Source organism: Streptomyces sp. NPDC088400, from assembly GCF_044753355.1.
GTDB lineage: Bacteria > Actinomycetota > Actinomycetes > Streptomycetales > Streptomycetaceae > Streptomyces.
Genome location: NZ_JBIVMZ010000011.1, coordinates 33,467 through 51,632 on the forward strand (window position 1 = coordinate 33,467; position 18,166 = coordinate 51,632).

Below are 18,166 nucleotides of genomic sequence, written 5' to 3' on the forward strand. Positions count from 1 at the left end.
GACCCCTTTGACGTGCGCACATGCCTCGCCTAGCGTCGACTAGGCGAACGGTCGACTATCGGTCGGCACGCTTCACCTCCACACCTTTGGGAAGGTCATCATGTTTTCTGCCGAACAGAAGGTCGCCGTCATCACAGGCGCGTCGCAGGGCATCGGGGCAGGCCTGGTTGCCGGCTATCGCAAGCTGGGATACGGCGTCGTCGCCACCTCGCGCGGGATCGAGCCCTCCCGCGACCCGGACGTGGTCACCGTCCAGGGCGACATCGCCGACCCCGCCACCGCCGAGCGTGTCATCGCGGCGGGCGTCGAGAGGTTCGGCCGCGTCGACACCCTGGTCAACAACGCCGGAGTGTTTGTCGCCAAGCCCTTCACCGAGTACACCGAGGACGACTACGAGACGGTGACCGGCGTCAACCTGAACGGTTTCTTCCGCATCACCCAGCTCGCCGTGGAGCGGATGCTCGTCCAGGGCGGCGGCCACGTCGTCCAGGTCACCACGAGCTTGGTCGATCACGCGAGTTCGGACGTCACGTCCGTGCTGGCCTCGCTGACCAAGGGCGGCCTGCAGTCCGCCACCAAGGCGTTGGCCATCGAGTACGCCCGCCAGGGCATCCGCAGCAACGCGGTCGCGCTCGGGACCATCCGGACGCCCATGCACCCCGAGGCGTACCACGAGGTGCTGGCTGCGATGCACCCGCTGGGCAAGCTGGGTGAGGTCGACGACGTCGTCCAGGCCGTCATGTACCTGGAAGGCGCCTCCTTCGTCACCGGCGAGATCCTCGCCGTCGACGGCGGACAGAGCGCCGGCCGTTGAGCGAGCAGCCCCGGCCGCTGCGCTGCCACGTCACCTGGCGGCCGGTACGCCGCTGCCGCCACCGAGGGAGTTCCGATGAGTAAGACGTTCCTGATCACCGGAGTCAGCAGTGGCCTGGGCCGCGCGTTCGCTCAACAAGCCCTGGCAGCAGGCCACTTGGTGGCCGGCACCGTCCGCGACCTGGGGCAGATCCCCGAGTTCGAGGCGCTGGCGCCGGGCCGCGCCACCGGGCTCCTGCTGGATGTCACCGACGACACGGCCATCTCGCGGGTCGTCGAAGACGTCGAGACGCGCGTCGGCCCGGTCGACGTATTGATCAGCAACGCCGGCTACGGCGTGGAAGGCACCGTCGAGGAGTCCTCGATGGACGACCTGCGGCGCCAGTTCGACGTCAACGTGTACGGCACGGTGGCTGCCATCAAGGCGGTCCTGCCGTATATGCGACGCCGCCGCAGCGGACATATCGTCACCGTGTCCTCCATGGCCGGACTGACCGCGCTGCCCGGCGTCGCGTTCTACGGCGCCAGCAAGTTCGCCGTGGAGGGTATCGCCGCCTCTCTGGCCCAGGAGGTCGCGCACCTCGGTATCCACGTGACCTCCCTCGCCCTGGGTGCCTTCCGTACCGACTGGGCCGGCCGTTCGATGACCCGGGTGCCACGGACCATCCCCGACTACGACAGCGTCTTCGACCCGATCCGAACCGCTCGCCAGGCCAAGGACAACAACCAGCCAGGAGACCCCGTCCGCGCTGCGAAAGCCCTGCTCACGGTGTTGGCTACGGACAAGCCTCCGGTTCATCTGGTGCTGGGCGCCGATGCCCTGAACCTGATCGAGCAGGGCCGGCAGCGCCTGAGCGACGACATCGCAGCCTGGGCCGGCCTGACCACCTCCACCAGCTATCCCGCCGGCCAGTGACCACCCGCCGCGCACCGCGGCCGCCGTTCTTCTGGAGAATGACGATGAGCAACTCCCTCACCCCCACCCCCACCGCCGTCGACTTCTGGTTCGACCCCCTCTGCCCATGGACCTGGCTGACCTCCCGCTGGATGCTCGAGGTTGAAAAGACCCGCCCGGTCCAGGTCACCTGGCACGTCATGAGCCTGGCCGTCCTCAACGAGGCACGCCTGGACGAGCTCCCGCCCCACCACCGCGAACTGATGGGCCAGGCCTGGGCGCCCGTCCGGGTCCTGATCGCCGCGCAGGAGTCCTTCGGGTCCCGCGTCCTGGAGCCGCTCTACACCGCGCTCGGCAGCCGCTACCACCCCCAGGCACTGCCCAAGACCCGCGCCACCATCGAGGCCGCCCTGCGCGAGGTCGGGCTGCCCGAGGACCTCGCCCGGGCCGGCGACACGGACACCTACGACGCGGCTCTGCGCCAGTCCCACCAGGAAGGCATCACCCTGGTCGGCCAGGAGGTCGGCAGCCCCATCATCGCCGTCCCGGGCCCCGGCGACGACAAGATCGCTTTCTTCGGGCCTGTCGTCAACCCCACTCCCACTGGTGAGCAGGCCGCCCGCCTGTGGGACGGCACCCTCGCCGTCGCCTCCACCCCCGGGTTCTACGAGATCAAGCGGACCCGCACGGTCGGACCGATCTTCGACTAGCGTCCCGAGTCCTGAATTTCGCGTGGATTCCGGAGTCGAAGCCGGGGAACGCCACTCACTGGCCGACACGGTCGACGGCGAAGAGGACGGGACTGTCGCAGTCGACCGTTCCGCGGGTCTGGCGGGCGTTCGGGCCGCAGCCCGAACGCCCGGAGACTTCAGGCTGTCCACGGACCCGTTCTTCGTCGGCAAGGTCTACGACGTGGTGGGGCTGTATCTCGCTGCTGTGCCGAAGGGCCGCACAGTTGTCCGTGGAGGGCACGGCGCCTTTTCTTGCCGCGCCCGCGCAGGGGTCATATGTCATATTGCGGACATACTCCCGACGAAAGGCATGCCATGAAGGTCGCAGTCATCGGCGGTACCGGGCTGATCGGGTCACAGGTCGTCAAGAATCTGAATGCCGCAGGGCACGAAGCGGTACCGCATTCGCAGTCCACCGGAGTCGACGTCATCAGCGGCCGGGGACTGGACGAGGCGGCGGCGGGAGCCGACGTCGTCGTCAACCTGACGAACTCCCCGACCTTCGACGAAGCCTCCCCCGCCTTCTTCCAGACCTCGATGGACAACCTTCTGGCCGCAGCTCACAACGGCGGCGTCGGCCACTTCGTCATCCTCTCGATCCTCGGCACGGACCAGGTGCCGGAGCTGGACTACTACCGTGCCAAGGCGCTCCAGGAGACCATTCTCGCGGCCGGCCCGATCCCCTATTCGATCGTCCGGGCGACGCAGTTCATGGAGTTCATGGACGCCGTCCTGTCCTGGACCGCCGACGGCAACACCGTCCGGCTGCCCGCCACGCCGATCCAGCCGATCGCCTCCAAGGACGTGGCGGGCGCGGTGGCGGAAGTCGCCGCGGGGACCCCGCTGAACGGCATTCTCAACATCGCCGGCCCCGAGATCTTCACCCTGGACGAGCTGGGCCGGATCACCCTGTCCCACAAGGGTGACAACCGCACCGTCGCCAACGACCCCACCGCCGGCATGTTCGCCGTCGTCAAAGGCGACGTCCTCACCGACAAGGACGCCCGTCTCGCCCCCACCCGCTACACCGACTGGCTCTCCTGACCCGTTCTACGCCTTCTCCGGCGCGGAGACCACCTGGGTGCCGAACTGCGCCGGGCCGGATACGACGTCGCCCTCGCCACCACGGATGCCTTCGCACCCCTCGTACGCGATGCCGGACTGGAATTCCGCGGTCTGCCCGCCGACCTCCGGAAGGCGGTGGCGTCACGGGCAGACGGGAACTGATACGCACCGCGGCCGAGTTCATCACCGAACTGGGCCAGGGGTTCGCCGACGCGATGACCGACGGCACGGACCTGCTCCTGCTCTCGACCACCACGGCCCCGCTCGGCCGGCACCTCGCCGAGGCCACAAGCACACCGAGCCTCGGCGTGTACCTCCAACCCACCGCACCGACCGGCGACTTCCCGCCCGTTGCCACGAGCTCCCGCTCACTGGGCCGCCCCGCCAACCGCACAACCGGACGCTTCGCGCTTACTGCGCAGCGAGGCGGTAGCCGCCGTCGATGGTGTTGACGCGGACGCCTTTGCCCAGCAGGTCCCGGGCGGCGGGCAGGGTCATGCCGATGATCCCGGCCTTGGTCGCGGTGTAGGCGGTCTGTCCGGCGAGTCTGTCGTAAGCGGCGGCGGAGGACGTGTTGACGACGACGCCGCGCTCGCCGTTCTCGTCGGGTTCGTTGCGCAGGATCGCGGACACCGCGTGCCGCATGACGTTGAACAGGCCGATCAGGTTGGTGGACACCAGCCGTTCGAAGTCTTCGAGCGGAGCGGGATACCGACGCGTTTTCCGGTGTGGCGGCCAGGTCGCGGGCGAGTTCGCCACGGCGGCCGAGCAGGACGACGTTGCACCGGCGGCGGAGAGAGCCCGTGCGGTGGCCAGGCCCAGGCCGGAGGTGGCCCCCGGGGGGCCGTCGCCGCGTGCGGGGACTGCGGCGCGAGGAAGTGGCGCACCTGACGGACATCAGCACCGAGTACTACGTCCGGCTGGAACAGGGCCGCGGCATCACCCCTCCGCGGAGGTACTCGACGCGCTCGCCCGCGCCCTCATGCTGGACGGCGCCGCGACCCGCTACCTCCACCCCCTGAACGGAGCCCCCGCCCGCCGCCCCGCCCCGCAACGCGTCGCGGACAGCCTGGTCAGCATGATCAACGCCTGGACGGACATCCCGGCGTCCATCGAGAGCCGCCACATGGACGTCCTCGCCGCGAACCCCCTGGCCGGCGCCCTGGCACCGATGTACACGCCGGGGACCAACCTGCTGCGCGCCGCGTTCCTCGGCACGCCCCCGGCAGCCACGTCCCGCCCGGGAGGACGCGCAGCAGCACCTCCGGTGACGAACGCCCCACCGTCACCGTCCCCGCGTGACGCGTCCGCCGTCCGTCGAGGTCAGGCGGCGGGTACGGGAGCGTCTCGCGCTATCAGCCGCTCCTCGCGCAGATCGGCCCAGAACGCGGCCGGGATCGTCTCGCCGAGGGCGGCGACGTCCTCGGCGATGCGACTCGGCTTGGTGGCGCCGGGGATCGCGGCCGCCGTCGCCGGATGGGCGAGGGAGAACTGCAGCGCGGCGGACTTGATGCCGACCCCGTGCCGCTCGGCCAGCGCCTTGATCCGCTCCACCTTGTCGATGATGTGTGCGGGCGCCTTCTGGTACTCGAAGTGCGTTCCTCCGGCGAGGATGCCCGAGCTGTAGGGGCCGCCGACCACGATGTCGACGTTCTGGGCGGCAGCGGCCGGCAGCAGGCGCTGCAGGGCCCGGTCATGATCGAGGAGGGTGTAGCGGCCCGCGAGGAGGAAGGCGTCGGGCTTCGGCTCGTCCAGGTCGAGGGTGAGCTCCAGGGGTTCCACACGGTTCACGCCGAGGCCCCAGGCCTTGATGACGCCCTCCTCGCGCAGCTTCTGCAGGACGCGGAACGCGCCGGTGCGGGCGGTCTCGTAGGCGGCCAGCCACTCGTCTCCGTAGAAGTCCTGGGCGACGTCATGCACCCATACGATGTCGAGGCGGTCCGTCCGGAGGCGCTTGAGGCTGTCCTCGATGGAGCGGAGGGTGGCGTCGGCGGTGTAGTCGTTGACCATCTTGTTCGGGCGACCGTGTTCGAAGAGGCCGCCCTTCTCGCCGAGGTCGCGTGCGGCCGGGTTCTCGACCTCGTCGAGGATGACGCGGCCGACCTTCGTGCTGAGGACGAACTCGTCGCGGGGGCGCTGCGCCAGTACGTCGCCGAGCCGGATCTCCGAGAGGCCGGCGCCGTAGAACGGCGCGGTGTCGAAGTAGCGGATGCCCTGGTCCCACGCGGCTTCGACGGTGGCCGCTGCCTCGTCGTCGGGGATGGCGCGGAACATGTTGCCGAGCGGCGCGGTGCCGAAGCCGAGGGCGCCGGGCAGGAGGGGCTTGATGCTCATGGAGGGATCCTTGCGATGGTGATTGCGACGATTCGGCAGTGAATACGCGATCCGTCAGCCTTGCGTGTTCGAGGTTAGGATCCATAGATGAGACTGTCCAAGACTTGCTTGGACATACTTGAGTCCTCCGAGGTCCTACATGCTTGACCTGCGTCAACTCCGCTACTTCGTCGCCGTCGCCGAGGCCGAACACGTCGGCCGTGCCGCTGAGCGGCTGCACATCTCCCAGTCGCCTCTCAGCCGGCAGATCGCCCAGCTGGAGAAGAACCTGGGCCTGACCCTTTTCGAACGCAGCCAGCAGCGCATCCGGCTGACCTCCGACGGCCGTGTCTTTCTGACCGAGGCGCGTGCCCTGCTGCGCCACGCGGACCGGCTGGAGAACCTCGGCCGGCGGCTCGGCCGTGGCGAGGAGGGCGGCCTGTGCATCGGCTACGTCGCCGACGCCATGCACACGGGCATCCTGCCCACCGCCCTGCGCACACTGCGCGATCGGCGCCCGGGCATCCACGTCGCGCTGTACGACCAGGAGTCGGCCGAGCAGTTCGAGGGACTGCGCCAGCGCAGCCTGGACATCGCGCTGGTGCGCACGCCGCCGCCCGAGGACGACCCGGACCTGAACACGGCCCCTTTGCTGAGGGATCCACTGCTGCTCGCGCTGCCCGCGGAGCATTCCCTCGCGGAGCAGGAGGAGTTGACCCCCGACGCCCTTGACGGGCAGCCGTGGATCGCGGTGGGCGACTCCCAGGACCCGGCCTGGCGCAACACGTTCGTCGCGTCGTGCGTGTCCTCCGGTTTCACACCGGACATCCGTCTCGACGCGGCCGATCCACTCACCGCACTGGGCCTGGTCGCCTCCGGTCTCGGCCTCGCGCTCATCCAGAAGAGCATGATGCGCGGCACGACCGAGGGTGTCGCGGTACGTGAACTGCCTTGGTACGGAAGGTCTGTTCAGCTGTGGGCGGCCTGGCACCGGGTCGATCTCCGGCCCGTGGTGGCCTCATTCCGCGAAACGGTCCTCGCGGGCCGGGACGCCGCCTGAGCGGTCGCCGATCCGGGCGGCGCCGAACGCGTGCCGGAGCGACCCTGCTCAACTGGCGGTTCCGGTACGGGCGTACCGGCCCGGGGGGATGCCGACGACCCGCTTGAAGTGCCGGGTGAGGTGGGACTGGTCGTAGAAGCCGACGGCCGTCGCCACTTCGCCCGGCGGCTGTCCGGCGAGGAGCCGACGGCGGGCCAGGTCGACGCGGCGGGACATCATGTACTGGTGCGGGGCGATGCCGAAGGCACCGCTGAAGGCCCGTACGAGATGCGCGGGGTGGGTGTGGAGCAGGCGAGCGGCCTCTTCCAGGGCGATGCCTTCGAGCAGTCGTTCGTTGAGGAGGTCACGCAAGTCCTGGGCGATGCCGCGGTAGGGCCTTGCTCCGCCGACGGCCAGCCTGGGGCGCAGATGCTCGCGCAGCCGCTGGCTGATGAGGGCCAGACGGCTCTCCGCCTCGAACTCGTCGCCCCGTTTCGCGAGGGCCGTGTGCAGTTGTCCGACGCGTCTGCGCAGTACGGGATCGGCGAGGTCCGGGCCGTCCACTGCCGGCGCGATGAAGTTCTTGTCCAGCTGCGTCATGTCGAGGTAGAGCACGCGCTTGCGGAAGCCGTAAGGGGTGGCGGGTGAGCCGTTGTGCGGGACCTGCGGCGGGAGCAGGCTCACGGTGTCGTTCGGGGTGCCACGCTCGTGGCGGTCCAGGTTGTAGCGGACCGCGCCGTCGTCGACGATCAGCAACGTCCAGGCATCGTGGATGTGCATGGGGTACGCGTGCTCGGTGAAGTGGGCGTGGAAGACCTCCACGACACCCGCGACCGGCGGGCGCCAAGCGGAGATCTCCTGCCCGGGCGTCACGCAAAGAACGTACAAGACGGAGAAGAGGTGGACCCTGGAGTCTCGAAGCATGAGAACCGAGAATGAGAACAAGGCCGGAGCCGGAGTGGGAACAGGAGCCCCGGACGAGAGTGTGCCTGTGCGCTTTGACACCAAGATCGCTGTTCTGCTGCGCGACGACCTTGAGACCTGGCAGCGGCTGAATGTGACCGCCTTCCTGGTCAGCGGGCTCGGCACGGCGTCACCCGAGGTGGTCGGCGAGCCGTACGTGGACGCCGACGACACCGCGTATCTACCGATGTTCCGGCAGCCTGTGCTGGTCTTCGAGGGGACGAAGGAGACGCTGACCGTCGCGCACGGTCGTGCGCTGTCCCGCTCGATGCCGAGGGCGGTGTTCACGTCAGATCTCTTCAGCACGGGCAACGACCGGGACAACCGGGCGGCTGTACGGGCCGTGCGCAAGGGCCGGCTCGATCTCGTAGGGATGGCCGTCTACGGGCCTCGCAACGCCGTCGACAAGGTCCTCAAGGGCGCGCGAATGCACTCCTGAGCGGCCTATCGCACCTTGGGCCGCAGCTGCCGCCCCTCGCGCACGTGGCGGTGGTCGAGCGTCTGCTGGGCGTGGACGGGCGGCAGCGCGGTGGTGGTGGGCGGAGGCATCGGCGGGCTGGCCGCCGCGATCGGTCTGCGCCTGATCGGCTGGGAGGTGACGGTCGTCGAACGGGCCCCCGTCCTGGCCGATGCGGGTGCGGGCATCTCCCTGCACGCCAACGGCATCCGGGCCCTGGACGTCCTCGGTGTCGGCGAGGCGGTGCGCGCGGCTGCCCGGCCCCAGTACACCGGGGGCACCCGTGTCCCCGGTGGCGGGTGGCTGGCCCGGATGGACGGGGCCGCTCTCGATCGCGAGCTGGGCACGCCGATCGTCGGTATTCCCCGGGCCGTGCTGCATCAACTGCTGCGCGCGGCGCTGCCGTCCGAGTGCCTGGTGGCCGGGGCCGAGGTGACGTCCGTCGACCGCTCCGACCCGAGCCGGGTGCGGATACCGCTCGGGGACGCCGTCCTGGAGGCGGATCTGGTCGTGGCCGCCGACGGCGTGGGCAGCCGGCTGCGGGCGCAGCTGTTCCCTGAGCATCCCGGTCCGGCCTACAGCGGGTCGACCGTGTTGCGCGCCATCACCGAGCGCCCCGTCGAGTTGGCCACCGACTTCGGGCCGACCTGGGGGAAGGGCGCCGAGTTCGGCCACATCGCGTTCGCCGACGCCCGGGCGGAGTGGCACGCGGTGCTCAGCTCGGCGCCCGGGGTGCGGCATGCGGATGCCCTCGCCGCGATGCGCCGACGGTTCGGCACCTGGCACGATCCGATCCCGGTGCTGCTGGCCGCGACCCGGTCCGGCGCCGTCCTGCACCACGACATCCACGAACTGGTGACGCCCTTGCCCGCGTTCACCGCAGGCCGGATCGTGCTGCTCGGTGACGCGGCCCACGCCATGACCCCGAACCTCGGCCAGGGCGCCTGCCAGGCGCTGGAGGACGCGGCCGTGCTGGCCGCCGCGCTTGCCACCCGGCCCACCGTCGAATCGGCGCTGGCCCGTTACGACGCCGAGCGCCGCCCGCGCAGTCAGTCCGTCGCACGCGCCGCCCGCCAGGCCGGCCGGATGGGTCAACAACTGACGCATCCCCTGGCCGTCGCCGTGCGGAACACCGCTCTCCGGCCGGCCCCCTCCCGCGTGACCGTACGCACCATCCTGCGCCATGCCGACTGGACACCGCCGGGCCTGGGCTGACGCCACCGGGCCCGCCCCACCACTCCCTGGGGTCGTCGGGGTACGTGGCGGCTTCCACGCGCAGCTGCGCGACACAGGTATGCGCGACGGTCTTCCGGTCGGCGTACAGCGTACGCATCGCCGGATCCGTGAAAACCGGACGGTATACGCGAGGTGCGCGGAACCAGCGAATCACTGAGAATTCAGAGCAGGAGGCAAGAGCAGCTGCGAGGCGCGTCGAGCTGAGAGGCCCGGATGTTTCCCGTATCGGCCTGGGTGCCATGGGAATGTCCGGCTTCCGCACCGGAGCGGGTACCGACGAGGCCGAGTCCCTGAGGGGTTCCGCCGCTGTGGCCGTCGCGTTGCCGCTGTCGGTGCTCATCACTCGCGGTGGAAGTCCCGCCTCGGCAACCCGGCTTCACTCCGCAAGGCGCCGGAAGCAACACGAGAAAGGGGAAATCCTATGCGAGCGACCGTGATTCACGGAGCCGGTGACGTACGCATCGAGGAGGTGCCCGATCCGGGAATCAAGCAGCCCACGGATGTGGTGGTGCGGGTGCTGTGGGCGTGTATCTGCGGCAGCGACCTGTGGCCCTACGGTTCCATGCCCGCCTCGGAGGACGGCGACCGGATCGGCCATGAATTCCTCGGCGTGGTCGAGGAGACAGGCGCGGACGTCTCCGGGCTGAAGCGTGGAGACGTCGTCGTGGCACCGTTCGTCTGGTCCGACAACACCTGCGACTTCTGCCGCGAGGGCCTTCAGACCTCCTGCCGGCACGGTGGCATGTGGGCGGCGGACGGCGTCGACGGCGGCCAGGGCGAGGTGGTCCGCGTACCGCAGGCCGCCGGCACGCTGGTCAAGCTGCCCGTGGGCGAGGACGCCGCGCTGCTGCCGTCCCTGCTGACCCTGTCCGACGTCTTCCCGACCGGTCACCACTGTGCCGTGACGGCCGGGGTGAATCCCCGTACGACGGTGACGGTGATCGGCGACGGGGCGGTCGGGCTCTCGGCGGTGCTGGCCGCCGGGCGGCTCGGCGCCGAGCGCATCATCCTGATGGGCCGGCACCGGGAACGCACCGACCTGGGGCGTGAGTTCGGCGCTACCGACGTGGTCGCAGAGCGTGGCGAGGAGGGCGTCGAGAAGGTCCGCGAGCTGACCGGCGGGGACGGTACCCACACCGTGCTGGAGTGCGTCGGCCTCGCTCAGGCCATGGACACCGCCTTCGGGGTCGTACGGGACGGCGGCACCGTCAGCCGGGTCGGCGCCCCGCAGTACGAGCAGATCTCATCTGGTTTGCCCGTCTTCTTCCGCAACATCGCGCTCACCGGTGGTGTGGCTCCCGCCCGCGCGTACATCGAGGAACTCCTGCCCGACGTCCTGGAAGGCGGCATCGAACCCGGCAGGGTCTTCGATCGCACCGTCGGTCTCGACGAAGTTCCCGACGGCTACCGGGCGATGGCGGACCGCGAGGCTCTGAAGGTGCTCGTACGCCCCTGAATCACCGCATACGTGGTGGTCGGCGGCGGGCGGGCCATGCCGACGGCGCTGCCCGTACTCGTGTCGCTGATCAGCCGGCCGTCTTCAGGGCCGCACGCGCGGCGGTGAGGATCTCCTCGGAGAGTGGGGAGCCCTTGGTGGCCCGGGCCAGGACGAGTGCGCCGAGCATGGTGCAGAGCCGGGTGACGCCCTCCTGGTCCTCGGTCGCGAGCCACTCGGCGAAATCCCCCACACCCTCGGCGTAGACGCGGCGGGCCTCGCGGTCTTCCGGTTCGCGCGCCATGTCGCCGGCGAGTGCTGCGGCGGGGCACCCGTCCGCCGCGCTGTCGCGGTGGTCGACGGAGAGGTAGGTGTCGATCAGTGCCCGCTGGGCGGCATCGCGCTGTCCGGCGTGCTGGTCGAGTTCGTCGTCGCGGAGCTGGGCGAGCTGGCCGAAGGCGTGGGCGGTCGCTTCGTCGATGAGTGCCTCTTTGGAGGCGAACTGCTTGTAGAAGCCGCCGTGGGTCAGGCCGGACGCCTTCATGAGGTCGGCGACGCTGATGTGGGTGCCCTGCTCCCGGAACAGCCGGGAGGAGGTTTCCACGACCCGTCGGCGGTTCTCCTCCGCTTGTGCCTGTGATACGCGGCCCATCAGCCACCTCCCAGTTGGATGTCGATTGACATCTATCCTAGACCCGGTATTAGATTATGGACGTAATCTAATTGGGCGGGTGCTCGGCACCCGCAATGTTTGGGAGCGGTCATGGATCTGAAGGACGCGGTCGCGGTGGTCACGGGAGCCAACCGGGGACTCGGGCGGCATCTGGCCGGCCAGCTCGTGGAGCGCGGAGCGAAGGTGTACGCGGCAGCCCGCCGCCCCGAGACGGTGGACCTGCCGGGCGTCACCCCGCTGCGGTTGGACGTGACGGACGAGGAGTCGATCCGGGCCGCGGCCCGCACCGCCTCCGACGTGACGCTGCTGGTGAACAACGCGGGCATCCTGACCCCCACGCCGCTGATCGCGGGCGGCCTGGACGCGGTGCGCCTGGAGATGGAGACGAACTTCTTCGGCCCGCTCACCGTGACGCGGGCCTTCGCCCCCGTCATCGAGGGCAACGGCGGCGGCACCGTACTCAACGTCCTGTCCGTCCTGTCCTGGATGCACCCCGCCGGCGTCGGGTCCTACGCCGCGGCCAAGGCCGCGGCCTGGGCGTTGACCGGCGCGGCCCGGGAGGAGCTGGCGCCCCGCGGCATCACCGTCTCGGCGCTGCACGTCGGATACATGGACACCGACATGGCCGCGGACGTTCCCGCCGACCAGAAGACCGCCCCCGCCGATGTCGCCACACAGGCCTTGTACGGCATCGAGACGGGTGCGCGGGAGATCCTCGCCGACGAGGTCACCCGGCACGTGAAGCAGGGCCTGGCCGCTTCGTCGAACGCGGCGTGAGGAAGCCCCGGGGGGCCGCCCGGTAGGAAGGGGGGGCGGTGCGGCGTGAGGACACCTCGCCGTACCGCCCCCTCTCGTTGCATTCTTGGAGCCGGAGCCGGAGCCGGAGCCGGAGCCGGAGCCGGAGAACGAGGCGAGGTCGCGGGGCGGGGTGGTGAACCGGGCGATGTCTGCGCCTGGCGTTTCTCAACACCCCGCGAGTTTCGACTTGTTGAGGACAAAGTATGGACGCTTCGGGGTGTTGTTCGTACGCTGGGCGTCGATTTCGTACGGACGTCTGCGTGCATCACGGCGGAATGCCGCCGCACCACCCGTACGTGGACGAACTCCACTCCGCGACCGCGGTCCGCCGTCGGCCGCGCCGCCTCGCGCCCAGCAGGAGGAAGAGTGACGCCACGCAAGTGCCCGAGCCTCCGTAGTCATCGCCGTCGCCGTAGTCATCGCCGTGGGCCACGAAGAATCACCGGGCTGCTCCTCGCGGCCCTCCTCGCCGGCGGCCTCGCGGCACCGTCCGCCGAAGCGGACGAGAAGCCCTTCGCGGAACTGCCGCCCCAGGAACCCGGCGTCACTCTCCGCGTCTTCGACATCCAGTCCCCGCTGAGCAAGCTCTGCGACCTCAAGCCGGCCCAGACCCCCAATGTCGACAAGCTGATCCCCAGCGTCGACTGGTCCTCCACGGAGGGCTTCGGATTCACCGACAACTTCGTGTCGCAGATCATCGGCAACATCAATGTCCCCGCCGATGGCGCGTACACCTTCCGCCTGATCAGCGACGACGGCTCCCGCCTGTTCATCGGCGACAAGAAGGTCATCGACCACGACGGACTGCACGGTGCCGAGCCCAAGGACGGCGAGATCGCCCTCCTCCCCGGCCACCACGCCCTGCGGATCGACCACTTCGACCGCGGCGGCGACCAGCAGGTCACCCTCCAGTGGAAGCCGCCGGGCGCCGACGACTTCGTCCTCGTCCCGAACTCCGTGCTCAGCACGGACGCCGACGTCGTCCGTGTCACCGCCCCCGGCCGCAAGGAGTGCGAGGGCAGCTACGACACCCCCGGCGACGGCCTCCCGCTGACCTCGGTCAACCCCGGCTACACCCTCACCGATCTGCGCCCCAAGGGCTTCGAGCCGCAAGTCTCCGCGATGGACTGGCTGCCGGACGGCCGGCTCGCCGTGACCACGTGGGGCGGCAGCACGAAGACGGAGGGGGAGGTGTACGTCCTCGACCACGTCACGGGTGACACCGGTCCGGAGGAGGTCACCTACAAGAAGATCGCCGACGGCCTGAAGGAGCCGATGGGGATCAAGTACGTCGACGGAAAGCTGTACGTCTCGGAGAAGCACCAGCTGACCGAACTGTCCGACACCGAGGGCAGCAACGAAGCGGGCGAGATCCGCAAGGTCGCCGACTGGCCGTACGGCGGGAACTTCCACGAGTTCGCCTTCGGACTGCTCTACGAGGACGGCAACTTCTATCTGAACCTGTCCGTCGCCATCAACTACGGCGGTGCGACGACCAATCCGCAGCCCGCCGCGAACCGCGGCACCACCATCAAGGTCAACAAGAAGACCGGAAAGGTCAGCTACCTGGCCGGCGGCCTCCGTACCCCGAACGGCATCGGACGCGGCCCGCTGGGCGAGCTCTTCGTCACCGACAACCAGGGCGGCTGGCTGCCCGCCTCCAAACTGGTCCACATCAAGAAGAACCGGTTCTTCAACCACTACACCGAACCGGACGGCCCGTTCGACGACCGCACGGTCACCAAGCCGGTGCTCTGGCTGCCACAGAACGAGATAGCCAACTCGCCCAGCACACCGATGCTGTTGAAGAAGGGGCCCTTCGCCGGGCAGATGCTCTTCGGTGACGTCACCTACGGCGGACTCCAGCGCGCCGACCTGGAGAAGGTGGACGGCGAATACCAGGGCGCGGTGTTCCGGCACACACAGGGCCTGGAGGCCGGCATCACCCGGATCAGCACCGGACCGGACGGTGCGATCTACGCGGGCGGCCTCGGCGCCGACGGAAACTGGGGCCAGGAGGGAAAACTCCGCTTCGGCCTTCAGAAACTCACGCCGAACGGCAAGACCGCCTTCGACATCAAGACCATGCGCGCCACCCGTGACGGCTTCGAACTCACCTACACCAAGCCCCTGTCGGACGAGACAGCCGCCAAACTGACGAGCGGCGGCTACTCCGTCGAGCAGTGGCGCTACGCACCCACTCCGGCGTACGGGGGCCCCAAGGTCGACGAGGAGGTCCTCCCCGTCACGGCCGCCCGGCTGTCCGACGACCGTCGCAAGGTCCGGCTCACCATCCCCGGACTGAAGACCGACCGGGTCGTGCACGTCAGGTCGCCGCGCCCGTTCGCCTCGGCCGAGGGTGAGCAACTCTGGTCCACCGAAGCCTGGTACACGCTGAACGCGCGCCCGGGTCCCGAGCAGCCCGTCACCTCGTACGACGCCGAGTCGGCACGCCTGTCCGGCGGGGCGGACACCGACACGGAGCACGCCGGCTACACCGGCGGTGGCTTCGTCGACGGCTTCGGCACCCCGGGCGCCACCGCCACCTTCGAGGTCGCCGCACCCGCGAAGGGCGACTACGACGTGGCACTGCGCTACGCCAACGGTCCCGATCCCTTCGCCGGCACCAAGACGATCGGCGTCGGCGTCAACGGCGGGCAGGCGCGACAGACCAGCCTCCCCTCCACCGGCGTCTGGAACCGCTGGTCCTCCAAGACCGAGCGGCTCGATCTGCGCAAGGGCCGCAACACCATCACCTACACCTATCGGCCCGAGGACACCGGCCATGTCAACCTCGACATGATCGAGGTGCGCAGACCCGGCAGCCGTATCGACCTGTTCTCCGGCGGCAGTGTCTCCACCGCCTGGCAGCACACCAACGGCCGCAGCGTCGAATGGCCGCACACCGCCGAGGACTCCATCGAGGTGTGCTGCGGAGATATCCGCACCAAACAGTCCTTCGGCGACTTCAAGCTGCACGCCGAATTCCGGGTGCCGAAACTGCCGGACGACGTCACCGGGCAGGACCGCGGGAACAGCGGCATCTACCTCCAGGAGCGGTACGAGATCCAGATCCTGGACTCCTTCGGAGTGGAGAAACTCGCCTCGAACGAGGCCGCGTCCATCTACAACAAGAAGGCCGCCGACCTGAACGCCGCCACCGCACCCGAGACGTGGCAGACGTACGACATCGTGTTCCGCGCGGCCCGGTTCGACGACGCGGGCCGGAAGACCGATGACGCCAGGATCACCGTGGTGTGGAACGGCAGGACGGTCCACGACAACGTGGCGGTGGACGGCCCGACCGGCGGCGGCGAGGCCGAGTCGGCCGCTGCGGGCGCGATCCGGCTCCAGGACCACGGCAACAAGGTCCGCTTCAGGAACCTCTGGATCGAACCGTTGAACTGACAGCCACAGAGGAGGACTTGTCCCGGTCCGACGAAGCCACCGTGCCTGAGAACGCATGGCTTCGCCGGCCCGGGACAACGGTTGTCCACCGCGATGTCCACCGCGACTCTTGACGTGCCTCCGACAACGGTGCATTGATGTGGCGAGACGTCGGACGCGAAAACGGATCACTCCACCCGTGAATGGGAGCGCTCCCATAGCTTGTCCGGCTCCGCATGCACGAGAAGGGACCTTGGATATGCGGAACAACTCGGACGCGTGGAACAGCACGGCCTTGCGGGCCCTCCTGGCCGTCATCACCCTCACCGCCGCCGCGCTTGCCGCGCTCGTCGCCCACCCGGCAGGCAGTGCCGCAGCGGCGGCGGAACCCGTACGGATCATGCCGCTGGGCGATTCGATCACCGGCTCACCCGGCTGCTGGCGGTCCGTGCTCTGGAACCGGCTCCAGGACGCGGGCCACACCTCGATCGACTTCGTGGGCACGCTCGGCCCTCAGGGCTGCGCGTTGCCGCACGACGGTGACAACGAAGGACACGGGGGCTTTCTCGCAACCAATGTCGCCGCGCAGAACCAGCTGCCGGGCTGGCTGAGCGCCACCCGGCCCGACATCGTGGTGATGCACTTCGGTACCAACGACGTGTGGAGCAATATCGCCCCCGACCGGATCCTGGCCGCCTACGACACACTCGTCGGCCAGATGCGGGCGAGCAACCCCGATATGAAGATCCTCGTCGCCCAGCTCATCCCGATGAACCCGGGCAACTGCGCCGAGTGCGCGCAGCGTGTGGTGACCTTCAACAGCCGTATACCCGCCTGGGCGGCGGCCATCAGCACCGCGCGCTCGCCGGTGATCACGGTCGACCAGTGGAGCGGATTCAGCACCGCCTCCGACACCTACGACGGAGTCCACCCCAACAGTTCGGGCGACGACAAGATCGCCGGCCGCTGGTACCCCGCGCTCGCCGCGCTGCTGCCGGCGGGCACCCCGACCCCGACACCCACCGGCCCGACACCCTCCGATCCCGGGAACGCCGGGTGCGGTGCGTCGATCACGACGGTCTCGTCCTGGCAGGGCGGCTACCAGGGGCAGGTGACCGTACGGAACAACGGGGCCGCGGCGCTGAGCGGTTGGTCCGTCGGGCTCACCCTGCCCGCCGGTGAGGAGATCACGCAGGTGTGGAACGGCGTACTCTCCACCGGCACCGGTGGCCCGACCGTCACCAACGTGTCCTGGAACGGCACCCTCGCCACCGGAGCCTCGACGGCTTTCGGCTTCATCGCCTCCCGGCCGGGATCGGGCACGCCGTCCACAAAGATCGTCGGCTGCACGGCCCGGTGAACCGCACGGCCCGGAGAACCGGACGGCCCGATGAACCGGACGGCTCGGTGAAACGCACCGCCCGGTGAACCGGACGGCTCGGTGAAACGCACCGCCCGGTGAACCGGACGGCTCGGTGAAACGCACCGCCATCCGTGTCGTAGCTGAGGAGGGGGCGCGTCAGGCCGGCTTGCGCCACACGGAGATGTGCTTCGTGGAGTCCTGGGTGAACGGCGTCATGTCCCAGTCCCCGACGCGCAGTTCCAGCTTCAGCCCCGCGATCCGTGCCATCAGGTCGAGTTCCTTCGGCCACGCGTACCGGTGCCGGGAGTTCGCGCGGCGGTAGCGGCCGTCGTCGCCGTCGCGGGTGAAATGGTGCGAGACGAGGATCTGCTCGACCAGGTCGAAGGTGTCGAAGCCGAGATGCCGCTCGGAGACGTCGAACGGCACCGCGACCTGCCCGGGAGGCAGGAACCGCAGGGGCGGCACTTCCAGTTCGATGACGAATCGGCCGCCAGGTGTCAGGTGTCGCGCGGCGTTGCGGAAGCACTCGACCTGCTCGTCCTGCGTGAGCAGGTTCGTGATGGTGTTGTAGACGAGATACACCAAGGTGAACTCGCCGGGGACGACGGTCGTGGCCATGTCCCCGATGGTGACCGGAAGCGTCTCCTCGTCGACCTTGCGCCGCAGGACCGCTGCCATGTGTTCGGACAGTTCGATGCCCACTACCGGCACGCCACGTCCCCGGAGCGGGACGCCCACGCGTCCGGTTCCGATGGCGAATTCCAGGGCCCGGCCGTCACCTGCCCGGCCGTCTCCAGCGAGTTCGGCGAGGAAGTCGAGAGTCGGTCGGAGAAAGGCGGCCGAGGAGGTTTCGGCCTCCTCGGTGTCGTAGCGGTCGGCGGTCGCACGGGTCCACAGCTCACTGCTCGTCACGGGCCGCAACTCTGCCGGGCGCGGCGGGCGTTGTCGACCTTATTTCGCACGGGCCGGACACACTGCGCTCGCCCGCGGCCGCCGGC

At 69.4% G+C, this 18,166-nt stretch carries 16 protein-coding genes and 3 pseudogenes; 13 read left to right on the forward strand and 6 right to left on the reverse strand.

Features of this window, described 5'->3' with window-relative positions; translation table 11 throughout:
- Positions 1 to 100 precede the first annotated feature (100 nt).
- From ACIQD6_RS25735 to ACIQD6_RS25755, 5 genes and pseudogenes are all read left to right on the forward strand, one after another.
- Positions 101 to 814, forward strand: coding sequence for an SDR family NAD(P)-dependent oxidoreductase (locus tag ACIQD6_RS25735; RefSeq protein ID WP_401886258.1), 714 nt, complete (start codon positions 101 to 103; stop codon positions 812 to 814).
- Between the two features lie 75 nt (positions 815 to 889).
- Positions 890 to 1,729: an oxidoreductase gene (locus ACIQD6_RS25740; protein WP_401886259.1), complete on the forward strand. Its 840-nt coding sequence runs from the start codon at positions 890 to 892 to the stop codon at positions 1,727 to 1,729.
- 44 nt (positions 1,730 to 1,773) lie between these two features.
- The gene (locus ACIQD6_RS25745; RefSeq protein WP_401886262.1) at positions 1,774 to 2,418 is read left to right on the forward strand and encodes a DsbA family protein; all 645 of its coding nucleotides are present in this window, start codon (positions 1,774 to 1,776) and stop codon (positions 2,416 to 2,418) included.
- Between the two features lie 336 nt (positions 2,419 to 2,754).
- Positions 2,755 to 3,483: an SDR family oxidoreductase gene (locus ACIQD6_RS25750; RefSeq protein WP_401886263.1), complete on the forward strand. Its 729-nt coding sequence runs from the start codon at positions 2,755 to 2,757 to the stop codon at positions 3,481 to 3,483.
- A gap of 33 nt (positions 3,484 to 3,516) precedes the next feature.
- Positions 3,517 to 3,917: pseudogene (locus ACIQD6_RS25755) on the forward strand (glycosyltransferase); the annotation flags it as partial.
- Here ACIQD6_RS25755 and ACIQD6_RS25760 read toward each other — a convergent pair.
- Complete coding sequence (locus ACIQD6_RS25760) at positions 3,916 to 4,263, reverse strand: SDR family NAD(P)-dependent oxidoreductase (protein ID WP_401886266.1); 348 nt, start codon at positions 4,261 to 4,263, stop codon at positions 3,916 to 3,918. The pseudogene ACIQD6_RS25755 and the gene ACIQD6_RS25760 overlap by 2 nt on opposite strands.
- A 223-nt stretch (positions 4,264 to 4,486) precedes the next feature.
- On the opposite strand from ACIQD6_RS25760, the pseudogene ACIQD6_RS25765 reads away from it, so the two are divergent.
- A pseudogene (locus ACIQD6_RS25765) lies at positions 4,487 to 4,708 on the forward strand (transcriptional regulator); the annotation flags it as partial.
- 119 nt (positions 4,709 to 4,827) lie between these two features.
- Here the strand turns inward: ACIQD6_RS25765 and ACIQD6_RS25770 are convergent.
- The gene (locus tag ACIQD6_RS25770) at positions 4,828 to 5,838 is read right to left on the reverse strand and encodes an aldo/keto reductase (protein ID WP_401886268.1); all 1,011 of its coding nucleotides are present in this window, start codon (positions 5,836 to 5,838) and stop codon (positions 4,828 to 4,830) included.
- Positions 5,839 to 5,977: 139 nt separating this feature from the next.
- On the opposite strand from ACIQD6_RS25770, the gene ACIQD6_RS25775 reads away from it, so the two are divergent.
- Entirely contained in the window at positions 5,978 to 6,877 is a 900-nt protein-coding gene (locus ACIQD6_RS25775; protein WP_401886271.1) for a LysR substrate-binding domain-containing protein, read from the forward strand.
- A 48-nt stretch (positions 6,878 to 6,925) separates the two neighbouring features.
- On the opposite strand, the gene ACIQD6_RS25780 is transcribed toward ACIQD6_RS25775, so the two are convergent.
- The gene (locus ACIQD6_RS25780; protein WP_401886274.1) at positions 6,926 to 7,729 is read right to left on the reverse strand and encodes an AraC family transcriptional regulator; all 804 of its coding nucleotides are present in this window, start codon (positions 7,727 to 7,729) and stop codon (positions 6,926 to 6,928) included.
- 49 nt (positions 7,730 to 7,778) lie between these two features.
- Here ACIQD6_RS25780 and ACIQD6_RS25785 point away from each other — a divergent pair, with 49 nt between their 5' ends.
- A complete protein-coding gene (locus ACIQD6_RS25785) occupies positions 7,779 to 8,258 on the forward strand; it encodes a DUF2000 family protein (RefSeq protein ID WP_401886277.1) in 480 nt (159 codons plus the stop codon).
- Between the two features lie 90 nt (positions 8,259 to 8,348).
- Positions 8,349 to 9,491, forward strand: a complete 1,143-nt coding sequence (locus tag ACIQD6_RS25790) for an FAD-dependent monooxygenase (RefSeq protein WP_401886805.1) — start codon at positions 8,349 to 8,351, stop codon at positions 9,489 to 9,491.
- Between the two features lie 85 nt (positions 9,492 to 9,576).
- Here ACIQD6_RS25790 and ACIQD6_RS25795 read toward each other — a convergent pair.
- Positions 9,577 to 9,852: pseudogene (locus tag ACIQD6_RS25795) on the reverse strand (hypothetical protein); the annotation flags it as partial.
- An 81-nt stretch (positions 9,853 to 9,933) separates the two neighbouring features.
- On the opposite strand from ACIQD6_RS25795, the gene ACIQD6_RS25800 reads away from it, so the two are divergent.
- On the forward strand, positions 9,934 to 10,968 hold the full coding sequence (locus ACIQD6_RS25800) for a zinc-dependent alcohol dehydrogenase family protein (protein ID WP_401886280.1): 1,035 nt from the start codon (positions 9,934 to 9,936) through the stop codon (positions 10,966 to 10,968).
- 70 nt (positions 10,969 to 11,038) lie between these two features.
- Here ACIQD6_RS25800 and ACIQD6_RS25805 read toward each other — a convergent pair whose 3' ends face one another.
- The gene (locus ACIQD6_RS25805; protein WP_401886283.1) at positions 11,039 to 11,599 is read right to left on the reverse strand and encodes a TetR/AcrR family transcriptional regulator; all 561 of its coding nucleotides are present in this window, start codon (positions 11,597 to 11,599) and stop codon (positions 11,039 to 11,041) included.
- Positions 11,600 to 11,710: 111 nt separating this feature from the next.
- Here ACIQD6_RS25805 and ACIQD6_RS25810 point away from each other — a divergent pair, with 111 nt between their 5' ends.
- The 3 genes from ACIQD6_RS25810 (at position 11,711) to ACIQD6_RS25820 (ending at position 17,165) form a co-directional block, all read left to right on the forward strand.
- Positions 11,711 to 12,397, forward strand: coding sequence for an SDR family oxidoreductase (locus ACIQD6_RS25810; protein WP_401886286.1), 687 nt, complete (start codon positions 11,711 to 11,713; stop codon positions 12,395 to 12,397).
- A gap of 387 nt (positions 12,398 to 12,784) precedes the next feature.
- Positions 12,785 to 15,826 carry a family 16 glycoside hydrolase gene (locus tag ACIQD6_RS25815; protein WP_401886289.1) on the forward strand — a complete coding sequence of 1,014 codons (3,042 nt, stop codon included), beginning with the start codon at positions 12,785 to 12,787 and terminating at the stop codon, positions 15,824 to 15,826.
- Between the two features lie 238 nt (positions 15,827 to 16,064).
- Positions 16,065 to 17,165, forward strand: coding sequence for a cellulose binding domain-containing protein (locus ACIQD6_RS25820; RefSeq protein WP_401886291.1), 1,101 nt, complete (start codon positions 16,065 to 16,067; stop codon positions 17,163 to 17,165).
- A gap of 159 nt (positions 17,166 to 17,324) precedes the next feature.
- On the opposite strand, the gene ACIQD6_RS25825 is transcribed toward ACIQD6_RS25820, so the two are convergent.
- Positions 17,325 to 18,080, reverse strand: a complete 756-nt coding sequence (locus ACIQD6_RS25825; RefSeq protein ID WP_401886293.1) for a class I SAM-dependent DNA methyltransferase — start codon at positions 18,078 to 18,080, stop codon at positions 17,325 to 17,327.
- Positions 18,081 to 18,166: the final 86 nt, after the last annotated feature.